The sequence below is a fragment of the Candidatus Methylacidiphilales bacterium genome (genome assembly GCA_033875315.1).
GTDB lineage: Bacteria > Verrucomicrobiota > Verrucomicrobiia > Methylacidiphilales > CAZTYG01 > JANRJG01.
This window is the reverse complement of record JANRJG010000026.1, coordinates 141,834-165,650: the sequence shown is the minus strand read 5'-3', so window position 1 is coordinate 165,650 and position 23,817 is coordinate 141,834. Positions and strand designations below refer to the sequence as shown.

Here is a 23,817-nt window from a genome sequence, read left to right as displayed (position 1 = left end):
AGATCGTATGTCCCACGACCACCCCCAGGACTCCCAAGGCGACGCGCTCACCCCGCAGGAAACCGAACAGATTCACGCCGAAGTCCGCAACTTCTGGCGCACCTTCTACGTCCTCACCGGCATGACCGTGGTCATGTTCGGCCTCTACTTCATCCCCATGCCCGCCGCCGCCACCGGCGCGCTCGTCCTTGGCATCACCGCCCTGAAGTCCGTCGTGGCCGCTTTCTTCTTCATGCACCTCATCGGCGCCCGGAAGTTCGTCCACCAGTTCCTCGTCTTCACCGCCGTCTTCGCCATCTTCCTCCTCGGCCTCTCCCTCCTCGCCTGGTGGGACCACACCCACATTCCTTTTTTCTGATGCGGTCCGCTTAAAACTTTATTTTTATAACTACCGACCCTTCTCAAAAATGTCCCTTCGTATCATCCACGTCTTCCTCATCGCCGCCGGGCTGCTGCTCTCCGTCGGGACAGGTTATTGGGCGCTCTCCCAGGGGGGAGGGGAGAAGTTGCCTTTCGCCATCGTTTCCCTCGTCGTGGCCCTCGCCACCCTCGTTTACGGGGTCTGGTTCGTCCGCCGCCAGTTCGGCCAGCTCAAATGAAACCTTCCCTCCGCTTGGCTCTTTCCCTCGGCCTCTTTTTGCTGCTCTCCTTGGCCGCCACCCCTGCCCACGCCTGTGCCATGTGCTTCGGCGCCAAGGGCGACCCTGTCAATGAAGCCATCGGCATGTCCATCTTCTTCATGATCGGTGTCATTGCCTTCGTTCTCCTGGCCATTGTCGGATTCTTCGCTTCCTTCCTCATCCATGCCGCCCGCCACCCTGTCGAAGATCCCCCCACCGGGACCGCTTGATTCCACCTGCCCCAACCCTCGCCATGAACTTCATCTGCAAACTCCTCGGTATCACCGAAAACGCTTCCGCCCACGGTCTGTTCATCGACCACATGCTCGAGGTTGTGCATTGGTTCATGCTCGCCCTCTTCATCGGCTGGTCCATCTTCCTCGTCTACTGCCTCTGGCGTTTCCATGCCTCCAACAATCCCAAGGCCTCCTACGCCGGCAACAAGTCGAAGTTTTCCACCCACGTAGAAATCGGCGTCGTCGCCATCGAGGCCATGTTGCTCATGGGCTTTGCCTTCCCCATCTGGGCCCAGCGTGTCGCGCGCGATCAATTCCCCGATGTGAAAACCGCCGTCCGGGTCCAAGCCGTGGCCGAGCAGTTTGGTTGGAACTTCCACTACCCCGGCCCCGACAACCAATTCGGCCGCCGCGCCCTCTCCCTGGTCAGTGCGGCCAACCCCGTCGGCCTGGATCCCGCCGATCCCGCCGGGCAGGACGACTTCGTCGCCAAAAATTCCATGGCCCTGCCGGTCAACCAACCCGCCATCGTCTACATCAGTTCCAAGGACGTCATCCACAATTACAACGTGAAGAACTTCCGCATCGGCCAGGACGCCATCCCCGGCATGCAGGTCCCCGTCTGGTTCACCCCGATCAAGGAAGGGTCCTACGAAATCGTATGCGCCCAGCTCTGCGGCTCCGGGCATGCCAACATGGTCGGCATCGTCGAGGTTCAGCCCGCGGCTGACTACCAATCCTGGCTCAAATCCAAGGCCCCCACCGTGGCTCCCGCCCCCGCCGCCCAGGCCTCTTTATCTTCTCCAGTCGCCCCCAAGGGTTGATACCCGGCAATCACCCGCTCTTACTTTTTCTTACCAGCATTCTCGTGCTCTCCCGATTCGAGAGAGAACGAGCACGAGCACGAGTAAGAGAACGATGGATAGCTGTCCTCCGCATCCACTTCGCGATCTTGTAAAGAGTGCTTAGGTTGTATCTTGTACCAAAATAAAATGACAGAGCGACAGAATAAACGGGAGGGCGAGGCTCCTGCCGAGCCGGTTTGATGTCTCTATTCCAAGGGCGGCTCAGCAGGAGCTTCTCCCTCCCATAAGGCACTTTTACGCCCACTCAATTCAATTTGGTATTAGATCATGACTTCGCCATCCACGCCGCCCTCCGGCCTCTGTCCTCCGGCCTCTGTCTTCCCGCAGCCTCCGTCTGCGGTCGGTTACTGGCTCCTCGCCGTCGCTGTCGCCATCTGGATCATGGTCGGCATTGGCGGCGTCACACGCCTCACCGGTTCCGGTCTTTCCATCACCGACTGGCGACCCCTCACCGGCGCCATTCCCCCGCTGAGCGACGCCGATTGGCAGTCTGAGTTTGCCAAATACATGGGCTCGCCCCAGCACCGTCTGGTCTTCCCTGACATGACGGTGGAAGAATTCAAGGGGATTTACTGGTGGGAATGGATCCACCGTTTTTGGGGCCGGATGATCGGGGTCGTCTTCGCCCTGCCCCTGCTGGTTTTCTGGGTCAGGGGGATGATCCCGCCCACCTGGCGCGGACGCCTGCTTCTCATCTTTCTCCTCGGCGGCCTGCAAGGGGCCCTCGGATGGTTCATGGTGGCCAGCGGTCTGGTCGACCGTCCCAGTGTCAGCCCCTACCGTCTGGCCGCCCACCTTGGCCTGGCCGTCATCCTATTCGCCTGGGTCCTCTGGCTGGCTCTCGTCATCCTTTGTCGGCAGGAGGCGACCACGCGGGAAAGGGGGGCGGGAGCACCGCGTGAGTGGCACGTTGCCGCAATGCGGCTCACACTGCCGGGCACGCCGGCCTTGTTCTTCCTCCTGCTGCTGCTCGTCCAGATCATCTATGGGGGCTTCATGGCCGGGACCAAGGCCGCCATGGCCCATCCCACCTTCCCGGATCTTTCTGGAAGTGGCTTTCCGCCTGCAGCGACTTGGACCCAACCCGGCTGGCGGAATTTTTTTGAGAACACGGCCGTCATCGCCTTCACCCACCGCTGGCTCGGCATCCTGGTTTTCCTCGTGGGTGCGTGGCAGGCCGTTCGGGTCATCGCCCGGGGGCCGTCCCGTCTCCGTCGGCCGGCCGGAACCTTGGGTTTGCTCTTGTTGCTCCAGGTGGCCTTGGGCATCGGCACCACTCTCCTGGCCCAGGGCCACATCCCCGTCCTGTGGGGATCCCTCCACCAGCTCAACGCTCTCCTGATCCTCGCCCTCGGGCTCTACCTGTTCCACAGCTACCGGCAGTCCCACTCGCTGTAGCGGAACGTGGAACACGTTTCGTGCCTTTGTAAGAGTATTAAGTTTTAAGCAGAACAGAACACCTCTTTGTAGCCGGGGAATCCTTTCCCCGGTGCACCCCCCAAGGCAAATCTCGCGCAGAGGCGCTGAGACGCAGAGGGTAGGGGGGAAGCTGAAGACGGATGACGGTAATCAGCTTAAAATCGAAGATCCGCTGCGGCGGACTTAATTCTTAAGACTTAAGACTTACTCCCCCGCCTACACCGCCACCTTGGCTCCGGCCAGGGGGCGCATCGAGAGGAAATCTGTCAGTCGGACCGCCTGCGACATGCCATCGACCCAGACCATGTCATGCGCGTGCATGCGGCCGAGGGCCCAGTATCGTCGGAGTTCGGCCCGGGTGTAGGGACCAGTGTGTTCATTGCCGCGGACCAAAAAGATGACCCGCGGATCGGATAGCGCAGGGTGTTGTTTCATCGCGGAAAACCTTGACCCGCCCTCGTCACAAGCCCATGGCACCCAAGTGGCAAGTTGGAGGACGCCCCATTTCGTAAAAAGTCAGCCAGGGGCAGCTCTCGGCTCTGGGCTGTCGGCGGATGGCGGATGGCGGCTTAAAATCGAAGATCCGACATGGCGGACTGAATAATTAAAACTTAAAACTCTGCCACCCCCTGTAGCCGGGGAATCCCTTCCCCGGTGCCCCATCAGCCATCATCCATTCGCCATCAGAAATCGTTGAACAGTCCGGCTACCCCGGGCTCGGTTCACTCCTGAAGGGGTCGACGCTTTGGGCCCTGTGCCAGCTTCTTTTGCAGACGCAGGGTCCGCTTCAGGACCGGGAGCGTGCTGAGATCTTTTTCGCGTCCGGCCGCCTCCTTACTGGCGATGACGCGCGACAGAGGCAGAACCCGAATGCGACAGGCTCCCAAGCGGCTGAGGCGACAGTTTGCATATTCGGCTGCAAATGACCTCAAGCCCGTCGGCTCGAAGACCACATTCACCTGGGTGCCATCTCGTAATTCGTAGTAAGTGGGGGCCACCAAGGTGCCGCCTAAACGTTGGACCACTTGGTAGAGGCGCACCACCTGCCTTTTGGGTAAATCCACCCAGAAATCGTAATCGATGGTGGACAGAGGTGCCCCCTGTTCCACGGCGGCCATCATGCCGATCAGGATGAGCGGGATTTTTTCCTGCTCGAGGGCTTGAATGAATTCGCCAAGCGCGCGGAATGGAGGCTGAGAAGGCATCGTTCTTCGGGGGATTTGGAAAAAAAGACCGCATGTTGCCATAGCTCGTCCGTTTCCAATCCCCTGCTGCCTTGCAGGGCTTGGAAAATCTGGCGAACCGGGGCTGCGGCCATGCGTGGCATGGATTCAAACTGCGCCAACTCAGGCCCCAAAGCAAGCCCTGCCCGCCTTCTTTGGAACTCCCGCCAAGACCAGACCTCGCGCAGAGAACAGCCGATGGCGGATGGCTGCTTAAAATCGAAGATCCGTCGTGGAGAACTTCCACCCCCAAGGCACACTTCGCGCAGAGGCGCTGGGACGCAGAGGGGAGAGGGGTAGAAACCCAAAACCTGAAACTTGTGTAAAAGGACCAAGGACCCAAAGTCCCTTAAACTTAAAATTCAAACTCTGCTGGATCCTCTAAAAACTCAAATGACAGGATACCCCGGTTATCGGGGTCAAGAGATGCACATCACCAGGTAGCCAGTCATCCCGCCGCATGGCGAAGACCTCCCAGCGCAGGGTTTTGTTGATTTCCCGGGAAAATCCAAGTTGCAGACGATTCTGGCTAAGCCGATTTGTGTCAAAATCGTAAAACCATTCATTACCCAGCGCGACCGTAAAGCCCCATAGCGCCCGGGAATTTTCGTAAGAAATACGCACCCGGTGCCGGAATTGCCCCGTGCTTTCCTCCTCCGCTACCCCTGCCTCAAACATCTGCCGGGATCCCACTTTCCAATGTTCCGCAAAAGGAAAAGTCATTTCGTGCCCGATCACGGCCAGGTTCTCGCTCGAGTCATCTCCCTGCTGGCTCCAGGAATCAATCCGCTTGTAGCCAAGAAAAACCTCGTGCGGTCCCTCCGGATTCCATACCACCCGGGGGTGATTCTCCACATGGCGCAAAAGCTGTTTCTCGCTCGATAACCGTTCCTCCGATTTCATCTGGAATTCCCAGTCCGGACGCAGGCCGACCGATACATTCTGGCCCAGCCATACCTGTACCCCGCGAAGTTCCTCCGCTCCAGCGGAAGTCATCATCAGAGCCGCCACGGCCATGTGGGGCACTGCCGCCAAAACCAACCGACCCAACAGCGTCCCTCTGCGCAGCGCACCCCCCTCGACTGCACCCGCATGTCTAACTGCGGCAGAGCTGCGCTCGCAGGCTTGGCCTCTGGGTCGGTGCTTTCCTCTGCTTCCTGCGCTCAAGACCGATCACGGTAGATTCCCCGCCGCAATACTCAACTCATTACCGCCCCTGAATCGAGAATGTCACGCCAATGACAAAGAAATGCTCCCCCTTTGTCACTCCGTGGTAGCGAGGAGTACGCACACGCGGTCCAAATTTTGGGTTCCGTGAAAAATGCACCAATTTGCCCCGCATTCCCTATTGCTTTCGCTTTCGCAATCGTCATCGGTGCCGGTTCCCTGCCTTCTCACGCCCAAGCTCAGGCCGGGACCTTGGCGCAGAAGGACTCCAGTCTTCAGGATCAAGTCCGCTTGGCCCAGCAAATCATCGCCATGGGGGAGCTCGACCGCGCCCTTGATATCCTCGACCAGATCGAGGCCGCCCATCCCGGCCACTGTGACGCCCTCATCCTCCGCGCTTCCCTGCTCCTCAAGAAAAAGGACCTCGCCTCGGCCCGCACCGTCCTCGACCGTGTGGAATCCCTCCATCCGGGTTTGACCGTCCATGCCTACAACCGCGCCGAATGGCACTTCATCGCCCACGAATTCCCCCGCGCCCTTGAACTCTTCCAATCCATCGGGTCTGACTTCCCCCAGCCTGCCCTCGTCAGTTACAAGATCGCCCTCTGCCAGTTGATGATGGGGAATAAAAACGATGAGGACGAACATGCGGACTCCACTGCCGATGTCGCCCCTTCTGCCTCATGGGGGTCCGACGCCTACCGCCCCACTCCCCGCGATCCCGCCCCCTACTTCCTTCATGCCGCCCGTCTGCTCATTCAGAATCGTGATCCCGCTCATCCCACCGAAGCCCTCGCCCTCCTGCGCGCGGCCGGCACGATCTACCCTTACGCCGTTTGCCGGTTTTACGGGGAATCCCTTGTCAGCCTCGGCCTCATCCCGGCTGCCGACCTGCCCTTGGCATCGGATGTGCCGCGCCCCACCATGGCCATGGAAACCAGCCTCCCCCTGCCTGACCTCGACATCGATGTCCAGTCCCTCATGAACTACGCCTCCCGGGTCCCCCTCCAGGCCGCGGTCCAAAACTCCGCCGGGTCGGCTGAAGCGGGGAAAAATTCTGCCGCGATTGCGGAACTCCCCGGCCTCGCTCCCCGGCCCAAGTCTTCTTCTCAGACCGCCTCAACCGATTAGCCCCCGGTTCTTCCTCGCGGATGCCATCAGGTGAAAACCTGAAACTGGAAACCTGAAACCTGAAAACGCGCGCGGAGACGCAGAGGCGCAGAGAAATTTGGAATACGCCAACAGCTAAAAGCTAAAAGCCAAGCGCCAACTGCCAGAACACCCCCCCCAAGGCAGAACTCGCGCAGAGACGCTGGGCCGCAGAGGAGGAACGGGTAAATCTTAAGATTGCAGCTGAAATCCGTCGTCCGTCGTCTACCGTCCTCCGTCCACTGTCTTCTAGATTCTAGCTACCGCCCCCCAGCACACACAAATGACCGGGCTGGGCACCGGGCACGGAGCTTGTGCGGATACCTTCGTCAAAGGTGACCAGCCGGCCCTGGTGTTTGACTGCCAGACTCAATAGATACACATGCGTGATCTGGCGTGAACTCAGAATGTGACTGCAATCAACCTGTGAGGAGTCCAGCAGACTGACATCGTCCGGCCAGAACAGGTGCTGGCCCGCCCGGATGAATGCGCGCAGGGACTCAATCACCCAGCCGGGGGAGCGCACAATGCGGGAACTGTAGCGCGGGTGCGACAGCACACGGACCAGGCCATTTTCCGTCAGCGGGCAGGTGGCCCAACCCTGGTCCCGGTTTGATTCAAACCATTGATGCGCAAGATCGTTGAAGGTGTGTTCTTGGTCAAAGAGCGCCACCAACACATTCACATCCAACAGGGCGCGCATCAGACATCCTCCTCATCGAGGAGTTTTTTGACATGGGCCAGGGTGACCACCTCTCCCCGGCGTGGGAGCATGCGTATGCCGTTTCGCTCCACTTCCTGGCCCGAACCCGAACCTCGTGCGGCCAATCCCCGGCGTGCCAACTCAGAAACCACCGACCCGGCCGTGGTTTTTTCACGCGCGGCAATTTCTTTGGCCGCCTGGAGGATGTCGGCTGCAATATCAAGCGTGGTTCTCATTCATCAGATGCTAAAACATCAGACGCTTATAGTCAATCATCGACCAAAGACCAGGACGTCTGATAGCGGATGGCGGATGGCGGACGACAGAATCAGCTTAGATTCGAAGATCCCACGTGGCGGACTTAATACCCTGTCCGCCTCTGCTGGATAAGACTTAAAACTCTGCCCCCTAAACCTAAACTTCCAACTTCAACATCCAGCTCCGCTGGATAAATACAGACAAAACCCAAACAAAAAAACCAATGTACTTGAATTCAGCGTCCCAGTGCGATAGGCTTAAAGAGTGACGACAGCAACCCCCACGTTCCATCCGCCCCTGCGCCCAGCCCCAATTTCCAACAACAGCCAACAGCCTTCCCCCCTAAACTTAAACTTTCAACTTAAACAGCCCGGCCTCCGGGCTACCCACACTTAAACCACCAACTTCCACATCCAGCTCCGCTGGATAAACAAAAAACAGTAAAAAGTACTCGATTTCCTTGTCCCACGCCATACTATCGTCACAGTAACGTTGCCTAAAGTCCGTTGCTTGTGGGGAGGAAAGCTTGTAGAAAAGTTGCGTTCAAAGAACAAATCTTTCGACCAAGACTTAATCAACCCTCAGGAGAAAACATCATAATGAACATCCAATTCAAATCGCTGACCCTCGCGGCAATCGTCGCCCTGGCCTCAGCCAACGGTCTCACCGCTCAGACGGTGGGTTACTTAACTGCTAACGTTACTGCTGGCAGCATAGCTACTCCCTCAACAACGGTTTTTTCAATTACTTTCAATGATGAGTTACCATCAGGCTTCGTTGGGCAAGGAACAGGTACCCTGACGGGTGTTACTTCTAATACCATAACCAACAGCTCAGCCGCTTGGACATCCGGGTTCGTTACTGCAAGCACCCCTTATTTTGTCAAGCTGACCAGTGGTAGTGCTGTAGGTCGGGTATTTCGCGTAACTTCAGCAACATCAACAACTTTGACCCTTACAGTGGGAAGTCTAAATTTGACCACTTTAGGCGTTACTGCAGGTAATACTTACCAGCTGTTCCCAGCTGAAACCTTGGATACAATCTTCTCCACACTTGCAGTTTCGGGAAACACCACTAGTGCGACATCAGACAACGTTTTGTTATTCAATGGCACTACTTGGAATTCTTACTGGTTCAATTCATCGGTGAGTCAGTGGCGCTTAGGTGCAATTCCTACCAACCAAGGAACAACTGTAGTTTCGCCAGAAACAGGCTTAATTTATTTGCGCCGTGGCGCGACATCGATGTCGATCCTTTCATCGGGAGTTGTTCCGTCGACATCTATTCCGACCGAGATCAGCAATGGTGCGACCACCTTCCTTGGTAGCCTTTATCCCGTAGATACTACCTTGAATAATACGAACATCCATACGACACCTGGTTGGGTCAGTGGAACTAGTGCTACAGGAACTGATAAAGTTCTAATCTGGAATGGATCGTCATGGAATTCATATTGGAGACACAGCACTTTGAACGTATGGCGCCTTGGAGCTATTCCAACCGCTCAAAATCCTACCATTGTGGGAGGATCGCCGATCATTATTTCGAAAGCTACACCAAGCGCAGGATCAAGCACATACACAAAAGCGCTCGGTTACTAAGTTCATTTCGTTAGAACATCTACTCACAAGGAAAAACACAAAATGAAAAAAACCATAATCAGCGGGATATTCGCGTTAGTCGCGCTATCTAGCAGCCTCCACGCTCAGCTTGTCTTGAGCAACTTCAGCAATTTTACTGCTGATGCAGAAGTGCCTTTTGGCCAGAACGGATGGGAAACCCCAACCCAAATTACAGGCCAAATGGAACTGACGACTGGAACAGGCCTAGGTAACTACGTCTGGTTCTTCTCGACCCCTCAAGATTACAGTGCATATAGTCAGGTGTCACTAGATGGTCTGATCTTGTCTGGCAACACATCCTCCGTCTACACGTTCAACATCATTGACTCTGGCCTTAATGTGTTGGCATCAGCCACGTTTACAGCAGCCGAACTCACAGGTGTGGACGTGTTAAAGACGCTTAACATCATCTCACCGATTAATGCCGCCAATGGCTGGCAAATCGCTGCAGATGGTAGCCCGCTAAGCAACACACGCGTCAGCTTTGACAACGTGGCGCTCGTTCCCGAGCCCTCCACCTACGCCCTCCTCTTGGTCGGCGGTGTGGCCCTCGTCGCCCTCCGTCGCAACAAAAGCGCGGTCAAGGCCTAATCCAAACCCTTCACCCAAGCGCAGCCTGCTTATTTCATCAAGAACAGGCTGCTATTTTTACACTTAAACCTAACAAAACGCTATCGTAACAAAAAAGTCACATTTGACACACGAAAGACACACATGAAAAACCTATTCAAATCCCTCCTGGCGGCCGCCCTCATCGGCGCTACCTCCGCCCAGGCCGCCGAAGTTTCGATCGGCAAGTTCATTGAAACGAACACCACCTGGGTGGCTGCCACCACCTACGTCCTGACGGAAATCACCTACGTCACTTCCGGTTCGACGCTGACGATCCAACCCGGCACGACCGTCATTGGTCGTGGTCCCACCTTCGGTAACCCGGCCACCCTGATCGTCGCCCGCGGCGCCCAGCTCGTGGCCAATGGCAATGCCACCAGCCCCATCATCTTCACCTCGGACGACGATGACCGCGTTCCGAATGGCAGTGCTTCGAACAACTCCACCAACACCGACACCTTGGTGGACCTCGATAACCGTTGCGCCCAATGGGGTGGTATCGTTCTCCTCGGCCGGACCCACGTTTCCCGCAACGGAGCGGGAACCGACCTCCTCGACAACGACGGAAGTGATTCGAACATCATCGAAGGTGTTGCCAACGACAACGTCCCGACCGGGCGCACCGACTTCGTTGCCCGTGCCGGTTACGGTGGACAAACCACCGCCCTGGCCCGTGATGATGACAACTCGGGTTCCCTCCAATATGTGTCCATCCGCTACGGCGGAGTGGGTCTGACCACCAACTCCGAGGTCAACGGCTTGACCCTGGGTGCGGTCGGACGCAGCACGACCCTCCAGAACATCGAAATCGTCAACAACCTCGATGACGGGATCGAATTCTTCGGCGGCACGGTCAACACCAAGTACATCGCCATGTATGGTATCGGCGATGACTGCTTCGACTGGGACGAAGGATTCCGTGGGAAGAACCAGTTCATCTTTGCTGTGCAGACCCAGTGCAAAGCGGGTGGAACCGTTGGCTCGGGCGTGCCGGACAAAGGTGGCGAGCTGGATGGCTCCAACTCCAACTCGGATGAAGCCTGGCCCTATTCCCTCCCTACGGTCTACAACGCGACCTTTGTCGGCATGGGTAAAAATTACTCCGGTGCCGGTGGTGCGGCTCCTCGCAACACAGCGTTCCACTTCCGTGATGCTTCTGGCGGACGCGTTCGTAACTCACTCTTCTTGGACTTCTACTATGGATTGGCCATTGAAGATGAAAAGGGCACCCTCGACAGCACGGGTGTGAATGCCCCCGGTGCCGGCGAGCGTGACTCGGCAGCCAAAATCACCACCAACTTCAATCCGAGCGTCTTCGGCGGTAACGCCACCGTTCCGGATGACGGCCTCGGCGGCAAAGAACTTGAGTTCCGCGAGTGCATCTGGTGGGCCGCAGACGGCAGCAACGGCGTCAACTCCGCCAGCTCCGAGTTTGCCCCGGATTCCAGCACAGAGGGTGCAGCTGCTTATGACGGCGGTGGAAGCCGTCCCTCCTACGGCGATTTGGCCTACACCAATGGTGTGAATCTGTCCCGGGTCAATGGAAACGGAACCAGCCCGATTGTCAGTCTGGTTCGCCGTCAATATGGCACCACGTCGACAGCGGACAGCGCCACCACCTACCAGATCTCCCAGATCGACCCCCGCGCCAGTGGCAACGCCACCTCCAGCAGCATCACTGCCCCGGTGGACGGATTCTACAGCCCGGTGAGCTACAAAGGCGCCTTCAGCCCGAGCAAAAACTGGCTGCGTGGTTGGAGCTTGATGGATTCCGTCGGCCTTTTCCCGGCCGGTAGCAACCCCAGCAACCAAACCGCCTCCTCGCCCGCCTTCTTGTTCAGCTTCGATTTCGCCACCGTCAACGGTGTGACCTACGAAATCGGCGCCAGCACGAGCCCGGCCGGTCCTTTCAGCCCGATTGGTTCGGTTGTGGGTGATGGTTCCACCACCACTTACGTGGACACCCGCACGGTGACCACCCGTCAGTTCTACAGCGTCACCGCCCAATAATCGGACGTATCGCTTAAATCATAAGGCCGGTTCCGCAAGGAACCGGCCTTATTTTTTTGCCCACAAGACACCCCGCATACGCCTAAGACGGATTGGGCCATAAACATGAAATCTGAAGCCTGATACCTGAAACCTCGTGCGGAGAGGCAGAGGGTAGCCGATAGCGGATGGCGGACGACGGTGGCCGGGGCCTGTAAACGAGAAACCAATAACGAAAAACTCCCTTTCCTCAAACCATCCCTTAGACTTAAACTTTCTACTTCAACATCCGGCTTCGCCGGATAAAGTCCACTGCCTCCAAAACGTAACTTGGCCCGGGACGGCGGCCCTCTACTATTTCACCAAGGTCGATACGGCTCCTTTGGCCTGAGGCGAAAGGACCGATTTAACCCCTCAAACAACCAAAGCGAGTAGAAGTTTAGGGCGGCTATCTGCTGCCGCCTTAATCTGCCTCTAGAGCCCCGTAGACTCTGCCATTGCCAAATAAAGTTAATACCGGATATAGTTTAATAACTTTCGTTTGATCATTGAATATGAAGCACATAGCGCAAATCGACATAAACAGGAAATCGCCTCTCACTGGATTGAAAAACTTCGTGTTTGGACAAATTCCAGCAAAGTTTTCGGCAGTCGTGCTCATCTGTATGGCGGGATGTGGCCCAAAGCCGTGGATACAGCATAGTTCCCCCTATCTACAAGCCGCCTTTGCTTTCGCATCTGCCATCACCGACGAAAAGGATGCGGCATATTATCAGGAGCAAGTGATCAAACGTGCGATTGCAACCGGGGACATGAAAGCTTCAGAGGACTTCGCCGGGCTTCTAGGTGACTGGCGCAAAGGAGTGGTCTATGCGGACATTGCCGCCCATTATCTCTCGAATAATGACAAGGCAAAAGCCGCTCCCTATCTGGACAAGGCGGAAAAAGAGCGAACGCTGGCCGAGGAGTGGCAGAAGACACGAATCGCATCCAGTATCGCAAAAGCCTATGCCAAATCGGGGGACTTGGAGAAGATCCGACAGATCGGCATCAGGATGGAAAGCGGGGAGGAACAATGGATGACCTTTGTGGCCTATCTGGATGCCATGGTGCGCACCCAGGGCTTGGACAGTGCGCTGAAACTGGCCGAAGAGAATTACCGCGAAGTCAAAATGTTCGATCATGCATTTGGGCACCCAGCGTCACTGATCCGGATATTGGCTGAAAATGACCGCAATCTCACTCCTGAACAACGCAAGCAAGTGTTCTCGCTCGGACTCAAGGCCATGGAAAAAGCACCATCTTCCCACGCGCACGCCTTGTTCGAGGAATTGATCAACGTCTGTCATAAAAAAGGATGGACGGAGGAAGTCCAACAGCTGAGCGATGCCGTGGAAGCCCGATTTCTTCCCCCCGAAGCTTGGTCCAAACCTGATCGACTCTACGATCTGAAAGCCTTCCAAGCCCGATTCCGTGCCATGGGGGGTCAGAAAGAAAAAGCGCTGGAAATCCTTGCCGGTCTTTATCCCCACATCGATGCCTCGGCCGGCCTGGGTTTCGAGCGCTGTGCGCTCATGGGTATCATGATCCAGGCCCACATGGCGGCAGATGACCTGGATGGTGCGCGAAAAGTTTATGAGAAAGGGATCACCACGGCTTACCGGGAAAAAAACCCCCGCCCCCGCGCCATGGCGTATGCCGAACTTTTGATGCGCGTGGGTGAGACTTCCTTTCCGATGCGCCCCGAAGATGAAAACAGACTGAAAGTCGATCTTTCACGCCCTTGGACTGTCCTCGACCCGGACGCCCATTGATCGCTAAGCACCCGCCTGCACCATCTCCCTATGCAAACCGGGCAACATCAGGAAAACCAGATGGCTGAGCCATGCGCTGAAGCATGGCAAGTACTTGTCCGCCGTGGCCGATCTTCGACTTTTAGGTTCGTTTTGCTGATCTTATGGGGTTTGCTGTCGTCAGGTGCGATGGCCCAGCAGGCGGGAGGTATTCGTGGCTCCATCAAGGACGCGGACTTTGCCGATCCATTGGAAAACGCCCGTGTGACGATCCAGGAACTGAACGTCTCAGCCGTCACTGGCCCGGGGGGAACCTACGTCTTCCAAGATGTGCCTGCCGGTGTTTACACGCTCATCATCACCAAGAGTGGATACAATCGAGGAACGCGTCCGGAAGTCTTGGTCCGTCCCGGGCAACTGACGGAAGCCAACCAGGATTTGGCCTCCGAAATATTTGAAATGGAGGAAGTCGTCGTTCAAGCGGAGGAATTGGTCTCCGGAACGGAAGTGGCCTTGCTGGAACTCCGGCAGGACACCTCCGCCCTGGTGGATTCCATCGGATCGGCCTTCATCAGCAAGGCGGGGGCCAGTGATGCCGGCGATGCCCTCAAACTCGTCACCGGAACCTCGGTTCAGGATGGCAAATATGTGGTCATCCGTGGACTGGGCGACCGTTACAGCAGTGTATTGCTCAACGGGGCCCGCGTGCCCAGTTCCGATCCCAAGCGACGGGCGGTCCAACTCGACCTTTTCCCCACCGCCACCATCGAGTCCATCACCGTGCAAAAGTCGCCCAGCCCCGATCAGCCCGGCGAATTCACCGGGGGTGGGGTCAACATTGTCACCAAAGGCATCCCGGAAGGCACCCAATTTTCCATCGGAGGGGGCGTGGAATACAACACCCAGGCAACCGGTGCCAGTGATTTTCTGACCGACCACCGCGGGGGCCCCAATTTCTTCGGTTACGATGAAAGCCGGAATCTGCCCGAAGGCATCACCTCCGGAGGGGTGCCGAACACGCTTCCAACCAACTTGGTCCCCAATAATCCTGCAGGACTGGCGCTGCGCCAGTCCAACAATGCATTGACCCGGGCCTTCGGTAATGGCATTGGCACTCGGGAAGGGGAGGCGGGTCCGGGTTACAGCTACGACATCAGCTATGGCACGCGCCTTGATTTGAAGGAAGCAGGGCTCATCGGGATCCAAGCTGCGCTAAGCTACAAGCGCAAATTCGAACACGATGGGGAAGGAACCATCAACGAACTCAATAGCACCGAGTTCGGTGCCGTTCTCGCGGATGGAATCTCCATCGATTCCACACGCTCAGTCATCAATTCCAAGGAAGAGGTGGTCATCGGGAGCCTGCTCACCACCGCCTACCAATGGAACGAGGATAACCAAGTCAGTCTCACTTTGGTGGGCAACAGCAACACCGACTCCACCAACATCCGCGAGTTGGAAGATGTTGATATCGACTTCAGCCCGGGCACTCGCTTCCGTTTGGAGGAAAAAAGCACTTATCAGGAGCGTCTGATTGCCTCGGCGCAGTTGCGAGGAGAACACAAACTCACGGAATTAAATGATGCAAAAGTGGAGTGGCTCAGTTCGACCAATTTCTCCCGTCTGAACGAGCCGGACAAAAACTTTTTCGTCACACAGTTCCGCGATTTGGGCGGAGGGGTCATCCGGAGTGAAGTGCTCCCCTTTGCCAATTCCGGCGAAGGCACGGGCCGTCGAATTTATACACTGGTCGAAGATAAAAACCAGCAACTCAAGATTGATTTTACCCTGCCCTTCGAACAATGGTCCGAGCAGGAAGGCTTTGTCAAATTCGGGCCCTATGCCTCCATCACCCGCCGCGATTACAACCAGAACAGCTTTGCCTATGGAACGGCCCGGGGAGCTCTGGGGTCAAATGGATCCGAAGGAGACTCATTTGCGGAAGAGTATCTTGACCCGGACAACATTGGTTTGGATCCGACGAACCCCCGCGGGCAACTGGTCACCATTTTTGGGTTAAACCAAAGCGACATCGACTACAACGCCAATGAAAACATCTTTGCCTCTTACGGCATGGTGGAACTGCCCTTCACGGAAAACTTCAAAATAAGCGGGGGGGCGCGAATTGAGTTGACCCAGATTTCCTCTGAAGTCATCCCGCACAATCCCAATGGCACCGTCAGCGTGCCGACCTCGAATCCAGGGGACCCTCTTGATACCACCATTGCCCTGCTCTTTCCGGAGAACCTGCAGACCGATTTGGAATCGTTCCACATTCTGCCCTCAGTGGGGGCAACCTATACGGCCTTCAAGGACGTCAACGTGCGACTCAACTGGGGCAGGACCATCGCCCGGCCCACGTTCCGTGAACTGGTTCCTGCGGTGCAAACCGATCCGGTTGAAGGCGACGTTTTTTCCGGTAACCCTTCGTTAAAGATATCTGAAATCGACAATTACGACTTCCGGGTGGAGTGGTTCCCCCGTCCGGGTGATGTTCTGGCCTTCGGCGGCTTTTACAAACAAATCAAAGCCCCTATCGAAAGCGTCATCAAAAGCATCAATGGTGGATCTGGAGGATACTTTGAAACAAAGGAGAATCTGGGTGATGGCGAACTGATAGGTGCGGAAGCTGAAGCATCGAAAAATCTGGGGTTCATCCACGAAGTGTTGAAGTTCTTCTCGATTGGCACCAACGCGGCCTACATCCGTTCGGAAGTCGAAGTCACACCCGCGTTGCGTGCCGCTTATCTGGCCCAAGGATTCCCGGGTGAGGTGACCCGTCCCCTGGAAGCCCAGCCCGAATACATCATCAATGCCAACCTGACCTACGACAATCCCGATACCGGCACAAAATTTGGCCTATTTTACAATTGGATTGGCGAGCAGTTGGTGGCCGGTGGATCGATCGATCCCAACACCATCACACCCAGTCGCTATCTTCTCCCCACTGAAGAATTGAACGTTTCTTTTTCCCAGAAGTTCTGGGAGCACTGGACGTTGACTGCGCGGGCCAAGAATCTGACCGACCCGGTGCAGGAGCAGGTTTACCGTCTGCAGGATTTGGGTGAAGAAGGCGATGTGACACGGCGCACCAGCAGCAAGGGCATCACCATGTCCCTGGGTGTGAAGTATGATTGGTGAAGTAAGGTGTTGTGTCGTTTGCGGGATGGGCTGGGCGGCATCTCCTCTATGAAGTGGTTTTTGAGCGGGGCAGGGAGGACGGTGTTATGGCTAGTAGCTCTTATGCTCTTCGCCATCTGGGGAGCGGGGGTGTTCCAGGACCGCGTGCGCGCTGTGGAGGGGATTGATCAGCATCTTTCCGGTGCACCTGCCGCGGCCAGGGATGCGGCCCAATCACACAGGACATTTCTCGAGGCGGACTCCTACTACTGGCTTTGTTATGCTCGGCAGATGTTGCGTGAGGGCGACTGGCGCATTCGCCAGAGCACGGCGGATAATTCTCCCATGGGAAGAGAAGTCCATTGGAGCCAGTCTGTTTCCTGGATATTGGCCGCGTTGGCCTGGGTGATGATGGCCTTGGGTGAGGCCAATCCCGTCCATGCACTGGAAAAGGGGGCGGTCATCTATCAGCCTCTTGCCTTGTTGATGGGTTCTTGCGGTATCGGATGGATCGTTTTCCGTTGGCTCGGTTTGGTTCCTTCCATTCTTTTTCTCACTAGTCTGGTTGTCCCCTCGAATATTCTGCAAACCTTCCATCCTTTGCGCCCTGATCATCACGCGCTGCAAGCCATCGGCATTGCCTGCGCCGCTTTGTTCTGGGCACGAGCCGGGGGAGGATGGATTTGTGCGGCCAGTTCGCGGTCGGCTCGTAGTGCCAGCCAACCGATGGTTGCGTTCAGCCCCCCGGGTCTGAGGGAAGCCCAATACTGGATGGGTGCTGCCGGACTGTGCTGTGGCCTGCTTTTTTGGATCAATGCGCTCTCGGCACTCCCGACCTGGCTGGCTCTCTGTGCTGCCTTTGCCGTCTCGCAACATACGGCCATTACTGGACGGAGGAAAGAAACAGATGATTCACAGGTCGGGCCGGATCTTGCGCGATGGTTTGGCACATCGGCCGCGCTCGCTTCTCTGGCCTGTTACTTCATGGAGTATTTTCCAAATCATTTGGTTGTCCCACTGGAAGCCAACCATCCACTCTACGCCTTGATGGCCTGGGCTTCGGGGGAAGCACTTCGCACACTAGCACGCTTCAGGGAATCGAACGAACGGGTCCTGATCTGGCAATCCGTCATTTGGCTTTCTTTGGCCTCCCTGCCGTTGGTCCTCCTGGCTTTCGGGGGTGAGTCCCTCTGGAAGATCAAGGAACCGGTGCACGTGACATGGTTGAGATTCACATCTGAACTGGATTCATGGGCCGTTGCCTACTCGCGGAATCCATGGGAGCTGGCGGTAAAGAATTTCGGCCCGGCTGTGGCCGCTCTTGCTGTCTGGCTGGTGGCCGTATGGGTCAAACCTGTATCACATCTGGGTGTCCGGGCTTTGCTGGGGCCAGCATTTCTGACTGGCGGTTACCTGGTCGCGAGCCTTGTGCAGGTGCGCTGGATGTCCCAGTTTTCCATGGTCTCATGGCTTATGGTGGTGCTCTCTGTCGCCATTTGGTGGAAGCCGCGTATCTCAATACGGAACGGTTGCGGTTGGGCTATGCTCACGCTGGCTTTGTTCTGGATCATTTCAGAGATGGTGTATGTGCACGAATACAATCAGCGTTCGCTCATGGGTCGCGGCTACTCGGTCATTTTGAAAAAATTCACCGTGGAGAAACACATGGCATTGGAGTTGGCCGGGCATTTGAAGCCGGATTCTGCACGCATCCTCTGTCACTTCGGTTTGGCACCTGCTCTGCGCTACTACGCAGATTTTCCGGTCGTCGCCTCCCTCTATTGGGAGAACACGGAGGGCATGCGGTTTACGGCTGCCGTCTTATCCGCTGCGAAGGATGAAAGGGCCAAGGCACTTCTCGAAGAACGGGGGATTACCCATGTGGCCGTCTGGCTGCAGGACCGCGACATTTTCACTTACGATGCGCTGGCCAACGGGTGGCAAGCAGCAGCCGCGCGACGGTCCAGAGACGATTTGTTTTTGGGCCGCTTGGTCGAAGGAAAACGTCCGGCATTTTTGATAGAAGAGCCTTGGATGGTGGATATGGAAAACCGAAGGTATGGTTTGGATGGACGGTCACTTCATCCGGCGCTTCTAATCCGTGCCATCAGGCCCTAGCCCCAGAGCAAGTTATTTGAGTTGCCCTATGAATTTCCTAGAAACGAGGAGGCCCGGCATTGTTTTGCCATCCGCGTCCTAAATTTGGGTTAGAATTGGAATTCGGGGGCCTTCTTCAGAACCGGTATTTGATCCCGGTTTGAATGACCTGCTGGGTGAAATCATCAACAGCAAGTTTGAGCTTGCCGTTGGTGGTTCCGACCGCACCAGTGGAGACGGTGAAGCTGTCGTAGATCAGGTAGCGGTATTCCATAAAGACCGACCACTGCTTGAACATCTGGTATTCGAGGCCGCCCATGAATTGGTAGGCGAACGCCCCCTCCATATCACTTTCCTGCGCTAGTTCTGTTCCCGTGCGGATGATCGAGGTGTTTTCCGGGGCGAAAAGGGCCAGGCCAAAACCGGCGCCGACGTAGGGAACGACGTATTTGTTCTCAGCCCGGAGGAAAAGATTGGCCATGACCTGATAAGTGTCGAGCGATGATTTGTAGGACACGCCGGAAGCATCCGTTCCGTCTACCTCATGACCAATGTAGTTGAATTCAATTTCCGCTCCAAAAGTGGCCGTCAGGGGTTTTTCTTCCAGATCACGGTAAGGAACATAGCCAAGTTTGAAGCCAAAGGCCCCGGCGATATCGGAATTCGGACTGATGGAATTGACTCCTGTGCCTACGATTCCGGAGCCTTGGAGGTCCAAATTGCCGCTCGCGTCTTGATCCAGACTGGCTCCACCCTGAACGGCTACATAGAGACCCTTGATTTCATCGCGGGGTTTGGCTCCGCCCCCTTTCAAAGTAAGTTTGCTCTCTTTTTTGGCGGGTTTCTTAGGCTCTTCATTTGTCGTGGTTTCGGCGGGCACGCTGGACTCCAAGGGAGCGCTGGCCGGAGCTGTCTCGGTAGAGGTGGCGGGGGCAGGTGCTGGGGAACTGTTCGAAGTTTCCTGCGCTTGGCTCTGGAAAAGGGGAATCAACGCTATTCCAATTGACAGCGAAAGCACGAAAAAAGGCCGAGTGGTCATGATGTGTAAGTTACTGGAATGACAACTTATTGGTCAAGAATTTAGGGCCAGACTCATAAATAAGACAAATGCGTGTCACTGGCATCCAAACGTCACAGATTTCCTTTGACTGGGTGGGTGATTTTTACTTCCCGCAGGAGCGGCTGGCTCGCAAGATTCGCATCTTGGACATTGTCAAAATATGAAGGTTTCATCCATGCGGATCATCGATGCGCTGGTGGGGATTCCCCTGTGCACCCTGCTCACGGCCGTTTCCCGCATCCAGGGGATGAAGACGGGGCGCTACGCACATCAGACCGGGGACAAGATGGTTTTCCTCAAACTGGCCGAGCAGGGCTCAACCGTCCTGGCCCAGAGCACCTTGGAGGACGCCGTGTCCCGGTTCGGCAGGGAGAATGTCTACTTCCTCCTTTTTGCGGAAAATCGGTTCATTCTCGACTACCTCCGGATCATTCCCCCGGAAAATGTGCTGGAAATCGACCACGACAGCCTGACGGCATTGGTAACAAGCACGTTTCGCCAGGTATTCCGACTGTGGAAACTGCGGGTGGCCGTGGCGGTGGACTTGGAATTTTTCGCCCGTGCCACCGCGGTGCTTTCGTTCCTGACGGGAGCCCGCACCCGGGTCGGATTCCATGCCTACCATGGGGCGGGGGCTTGGCGGGGGAATCTCCTGACGCACCGGGTTCATTTCAACTCCCATGTGCACACTTCGATCAGCTTCCACAGTCTGATCAATGCCCTGGACCTGTCGCCGGAAGAATTTCCCACTTATCGCGATAAAGCCGTGGGCACGGCGGGGGAGGTGCGCCCGTTGCCGTGCGATCCCGGGGTCTTGGAGCGCGTCCGGCAGATGCTGGCCCGTGTGGTTGGGCCGGAAGGTTCGGGAGGTCTTCCCTTGATTCTGTTGAACAGCAATTGCAGTGACCTCCTGCCCCTGCGCCGCTGGCCGGATGACCGTTACGTGGAACTGGCCCGGCGTCTTCTGGCCCAACGACCCGAGTTGCACATCGCCTTCACCGGTGGGCCGTCCGAGCGGGAAGGGGCGGAGGCACTGGTCAGCAAGGTCGGTCATCCCCGATGTTTTTGCCTGGCCGGATGCACCACACTGGAAGAGTTGATGGCCTTGTATCATTTGGCGGAAGTATTGGTGACCAACGACAGCGGGCCGGCGCATTTTTCCAGTCTGACCCCGATCGACAGCGTGGTCTTGTTCGGGCCGGAGACCCCCGCACTCTTCGGTGTGCAGTCGGAACGGTCACATCCCATTTGGGTGGGATTGCCATGCAGCCCCTGTGTCTCCGCCTACAACGGTCGGATGACATCCTGCCGGGACAACCAATGTCTCCAGCAAATCAGTGTCGAGCAGGTTTATCAAAAGGTCATGGCGGTATATGAAAAAAGGACGCAAAGCGCCCAAGAACAAGCCTGAGTCCAAGCCCCGGTTTCAGGACCAATCCCAATCCCGACTCCCATCAGGAGGAAAAGGGAGGGTTGCCGGGATAGGGGATGCTTGGTCTTGGGTGGAGCATCCAGGCTTTGCGGCCAGCCTTTATCTTGCCCTCCTCCTGATCGTTCTCGGTCCCGTGATTTTTTCTTCAGAATCGCGGATCCTATCCCTGGCGGGAACTGATCTTTGGGGTCAGTTCATGTCCTGGAGGGAGTTCGGATTCTCCGAACTCAAAAAGGGAAATCTCCCCCTGTGGAATCCATATGTGTACTGCGGCATCCCGTATTTTTCCGGTTTTCAGTCCGCCCTGCTTTATCCCCCCAACTGGATCCATTTGTTCCTGCCGTTGCCCGTGGCGGTCAATGCCGCAATCGTGTTTCATCTTTGGGCCGGGGGGCTGTCTGCCTATGCCTGGCTGCTCTGGGGGCGGTCGCTTCACCCTCTGGCCGCTCTTCTTGGGGGAGTGCTCTACCTTTTTTGTGGTCCCCATTTCCTACATGTGCCCGCCGGACATTTGACCAACCTATGTGTCATGGCCTGGGTCCCGCTCATTTTTCTGGCCGTTGATCGATGGTTGAAATTCGAAAGCTTGAAGCCGGTCCTTCTGGGATGTGCCGTCGTGGCGTTCCAGGTTCTGGCCGGCCATCCCCAGTATGTGTTTTTTGCCGGAATCATGTCGGGCATTTACACGTTGGTCATGGCCTTCCCGTCTGTCAGGAAGTCGGGCCTCGGCCTGTTGGGACTGGCCGCGATGTATGTGGGGGGGGCGGGCCTGTCGGCCGTGCAGCTTCTGCCCGGAATCCTCGCCAACTTCGAAGGTAGCCGGGGTTCGGGCATGACCTTCGACCAGGCCAGAATCTTTTCTTTTCCCATGGAAAATTTTGCCACCTTGCTGGTTCCGGCACTCTTTGGTGACCTGGGGCAAAATCACTATGTCGGACGATGGCTATTTTGGGAAATGATCCCCTACGTTTCCGTCGGAGCGGTGGTGCTGGGTTGGGTGGCCCTGAACAATCAACGTGAAAAAGCCTTTCGAATTCTCGCGGTGACTTTCGTGGCGGCCATTCTCGCATTGGGGGCCTATACGCCATTGTTTGGTCTTTTACACGCCCATGTGCCGGGCTTTGCCTTGTTCCGGGGCCAGTCAAAATTCATTCTTCACCTCGCCTTGGCGCTCATCGCTCTGGCGTCCCTCGGACTCCATACCCTGTTGTCCACCAGTCCGAAAAAATGGGGCGTCTGGACCGCTGTCGTCTTTTTGTTGCCAGGTCTGTTCCTTTTCGGTTTCTCCGCTATTGCTGCTTCGGCCCAGGGAACTGAATGGGTCCGGGACATGGTTCTATCCATTCGATCCACTGGCGAGGTGCTATATGCCAAAGTTCCCGAAAGCTCCCAATGGCAGGCCCGTGCCAGTGCGGTTTCCTGGGCATTCGCCTCGGCGGGGGGCTTTTGGTTGGCGGCTTGGGCCGGCATCGTGTTCCTGGCCAGTCGTCCAAGGGTGTTGGCCTGCTGGATCATTGCACTGGCCTCTGTGGAAATGGGCTATTTTGCCCACAGCCAAAACAGGTACTTTTGCGTGGCCGACTTCAACGAATCTTTTCCACTGGCCTACTTCGAGGATAAAAACAAGGATGACCGCGTCTTCTTTGAAATGGGGAACAACATCCCCATGTTCCACGGATGGTCGGATATCTGGGGCAGTGATCCGGCCCTCCCCGCGCGCTACGCCGCATTCATCGCGGTGACCCAGGGTTACCCCTTCGAACAGGCGGGCCAGGCCATCGCATTCCGTGGTATCCACGCCTCCTATCCGATGCTCCGCCTGAGGTATGTCTGCCATTTGAACCGCGAAACAGGCAAATTGGAATCCACGGAACTGGGGAACCGGCTGCCCGTGGCTGATCTGATCGATGGGGTGGTAATGGCGGGTGGACTGCGGGAGGCCTTGAATCTGGTCACGTCTCCACGTTGGAATTACCGGGAGCAAGTGGTGTTGGAAAACCGCCCGCTTTACATACCCGGAAGCCCCGATGCCGGAACCGCGCAGGTTGTCGAAGCCAAGCGACTGGATAGTGACACGTTCCGGCTAAATGTGACGACTTCCAGAGATACGGTTCTCTTGCTGACGGAAAATTACGCGAGTGGATGGCAGGCACGTTCGCGAACAAGCGGCAAGGCCTACCCGGTCTATGCGGCCAACGCCACCCAGATGGGGATCCCGATCGGGCCCGGCAGGCATGACATCGTCTTGGAATACACCCAGCGGGGCCTGGGGTTGGGCGCCTTGGTTTCCGCTATTTCCCTATTGGGTTGGCTGTGGTTGTGCCTGCGGGGCCGGTCGGGTGGTCTGGAACTTGAACCCCGGGTGGCTGCATGAGCGGTTGGGTGCAGTTCAGGGGCCTGTTTCTGTATGGGAATCGTTGGGTTTCATGCCTCCCGGCGTTCGTTATCGTT

20 protein-coding genes are annotated in these 23,817 nt (G+C 56.6%); 14 read left to right on the top strand and 6 right to left on the bottom strand.

What is annotated here, in order from left to right:
• Nucleotides 1-7: 7 nt before the first annotated feature.
• From SFU85_08605 to SFU85_08585, 5 genes are all read left to right on the top strand, one after another.
• On the top strand, nt 8-358 hold the full coding sequence (locus SFU85_08605; protein MDX6766839.1) for a cytochrome C oxidase subunit IV family protein: 351 nt from the start codon (nt 8-10) through the stop codon (nt 356-358).
• 49 nt (nt 359-407) lie between these two features.
• On the top strand, nt 408-599 hold the full coding sequence (locus tag SFU85_08600) for a hypothetical protein (GenBank protein ID MDX6766838.1): 192 nt from the start codon (nt 408-410) through the stop codon (nt 597-599).
• Nucleotides 596-850: a hypothetical protein gene (locus tag SFU85_08595; GenBank protein ID MDX6766837.1), complete on the top strand. Its 255-nt coding sequence runs from the start codon at nt 596-598 to the stop codon at nt 848-850. The genes SFU85_08600 and SFU85_08595 overlap by 4 nt, the downstream gene beginning before the upstream one ends.
• Before the next feature lie 23 nt (nt 851-873).
• Nucleotides 874-1,680, top strand: a complete 807-nt coding sequence (locus SFU85_08590; protein MDX6766836.1) for a cytochrome c oxidase subunit II — start codon at nt 874-876, stop codon at nt 1,678-1,680.
• Between the two features lie 309 nt (nt 1,681-1,989).
• The gene (locus tag SFU85_08585) at nt 1,990-3,120 is read left to right on the top strand and encodes a COX15/CtaA family protein (protein ID MDX6766835.1); all 1,131 of its coding nucleotides are present in this window, start codon (nt 1,990-1,992) and stop codon (nt 3,118-3,120) included.
• Between the two features lie 237 nt (nt 3,121-3,357).
• On the opposite strand, the gene SFU85_08580 is transcribed toward SFU85_08585, so the two are convergent.
• The 3 genes from SFU85_08580 to SFU85_08570 all read right to left on the bottom strand — a co-directional run bounded on the left by SFU85_08580 (nt 3,358) and on the right by SFU85_08570 (nt 5,381).
• Complete coding sequence (locus SFU85_08580) at nt 3,358-3,576, bottom strand: DUF4339 domain-containing protein (GenBank protein MDX6766834.1); 219 nt, start codon at nt 3,574-3,576, stop codon at nt 3,358-3,360.
• 287 nt (nt 3,577-3,863) lie between these two features.
• On the bottom strand, nt 3,864-4,346 hold the full coding sequence (locus tag SFU85_08575) for a hypothetical protein (GenBank protein ID MDX6766833.1): 483 nt from the start codon (nt 4,344-4,346) through the stop codon (nt 3,864-3,866).
• A 399-nt stretch (nt 4,347-4,745) separates the two neighbouring features.
• Nucleotides 4,746-5,381 carry a DUF2490 domain-containing protein gene (locus SFU85_08570; protein MDX6766832.1) on the bottom strand — a complete coding sequence of 212 codons (636 nt, stop codon included), beginning with the start codon at nt 5,379-5,381 and terminating at the stop codon, nt 4,746-4,748.
• A gap of 402 nt (nt 5,382-5,783) precedes the next feature.
• Here SFU85_08570 and SFU85_08565 point away from each other — a divergent pair, with 402 nt between their 5' ends.
• Nucleotides 5,784-6,662 carry a tetratricopeptide repeat protein gene (locus SFU85_08565; protein MDX6766831.1) on the top strand — a complete coding sequence of 293 codons (879 nt, stop codon included), beginning with the start codon at nt 5,784-5,786 and terminating at the stop codon, nt 6,660-6,662.
• A 274-nt stretch (nt 6,663-6,936) separates the two neighbouring features.
• Here the strand turns inward: SFU85_08565 and SFU85_08560 are convergent, their stop codons facing one another.
• Together SFU85_08560 and SFU85_08555 are read right to left on the bottom strand one after the other, a co-directional pair.
• Nucleotides 6,937-7,383, bottom strand: a complete 447-nt coding sequence (locus tag SFU85_08560) for a TA system VapC family ribonuclease toxin (GenBank protein ID MDX6766830.1) — start codon at nt 7,381-7,383, stop codon at nt 6,937-6,939.
• Nucleotides 7,383-7,619 (bottom strand): hypothetical protein, encoded by a 237-nt coding sequence (locus SFU85_08555; protein MDX6766829.1) that lies wholly within the window; start codon nt 7,617-7,619, stop codon nt 7,383-7,385. Before SFU85_08555 ends, SFU85_08560 begins: the two co-directional genes overlap by 1 nt.
• Before the next feature lie 621 nt (nt 7,620-8,240).
• Here SFU85_08555 and SFU85_08550 point away from each other — a divergent pair.
• The 6 genes from SFU85_08550 (at nt 8,241) to SFU85_08525 (ending at nt 18,895) form a co-directional block, all read left to right on the top strand.
• Complete coding sequence (locus SFU85_08550; GenBank protein ID MDX6766828.1) at nt 8,241-9,242, top strand: hypothetical protein; 1,002 nt, start codon at nt 8,241-8,243, stop codon at nt 9,240-9,242.
• A gap of 42 nt (nt 9,243-9,284) precedes the next feature.
• Nucleotides 9,285-9,854, top strand: a complete 570-nt coding sequence (locus SFU85_08545; protein ID MDX6766827.1) for a PEP-CTERM sorting domain-containing protein — start codon at nt 9,285-9,287, stop codon at nt 9,852-9,854.
• A gap of 123 nt (nt 9,855-9,977) precedes the next feature.
• On the top strand, nt 9,978-11,885 hold the full coding sequence (locus SFU85_08540; GenBank protein ID MDX6766826.1) for a hypothetical protein: 1,908 nt from the start codon (nt 9,978-9,980) through the stop codon (nt 11,883-11,885).
• A gap of 533 nt (nt 11,886-12,418) precedes the next feature.
• Nucleotides 12,419-13,678 carry a hypothetical protein gene (locus tag SFU85_08535; GenBank protein ID MDX6766825.1) on the top strand — a complete coding sequence of 420 codons (1,260 nt, stop codon included), beginning with the start codon at nt 12,419-12,421 and terminating at the stop codon, nt 13,676-13,678.
• Between the two features lie 132 nt (nt 13,679-13,810).
• Nucleotides 13,811-16,798 (top strand): TonB-dependent receptor, encoded by a 2,988-nt coding sequence (locus SFU85_08530; protein MDX6766824.1) that lies wholly within the window; start codon nt 13,811-13,813, stop codon nt 16,796-16,798.
• Between the two features lie 102 nt (nt 16,799-16,900).
• Nucleotides 16,901-18,895 carry a hypothetical protein gene (locus tag SFU85_08525; GenBank protein ID MDX6766823.1) on the top strand — a complete coding sequence of 665 codons (1,995 nt, stop codon included), beginning with the start codon at nt 16,901-16,903 and terminating at the stop codon, nt 18,893-18,895.
• Nucleotides 18,896-19,010: 115 nt separating this feature from the next.
• On the opposite strand, the gene SFU85_08520 is transcribed toward SFU85_08525, so the two are convergent.
• Nucleotides 19,011-19,754 (bottom strand): outer membrane beta-barrel protein, encoded by a 744-nt coding sequence (locus SFU85_08520; GenBank protein MDX6766822.1) that lies wholly within the window; start codon nt 19,752-19,754, stop codon nt 19,011-19,013.
• Between the two features lie 340 nt (nt 19,755-20,094).
• Between SFU85_08520 and SFU85_08515 the strand changes: the two genes are divergently transcribed.
• Together SFU85_08515 and SFU85_08510 are read left to right on the top strand one after the other, a co-directional pair.
• Complete coding sequence (locus SFU85_08515; GenBank protein MDX6766821.1) at nt 20,095-21,345, top strand: glycosyltransferase family 9 protein; 1,251 nt, start codon at nt 20,095-20,097, stop codon at nt 21,343-21,345.
• 91 nt (nt 21,346-21,436) lie between these two features.
• Nucleotides 21,437-23,740, top strand: a complete 2,304-nt coding sequence (locus SFU85_08510) for a YfhO family protein (GenBank protein MDX6766820.1) — start codon at nt 21,437-21,439, stop codon at nt 23,738-23,740.
• Nucleotides 23,741-23,817: the final 77 nt, after the last annotated feature.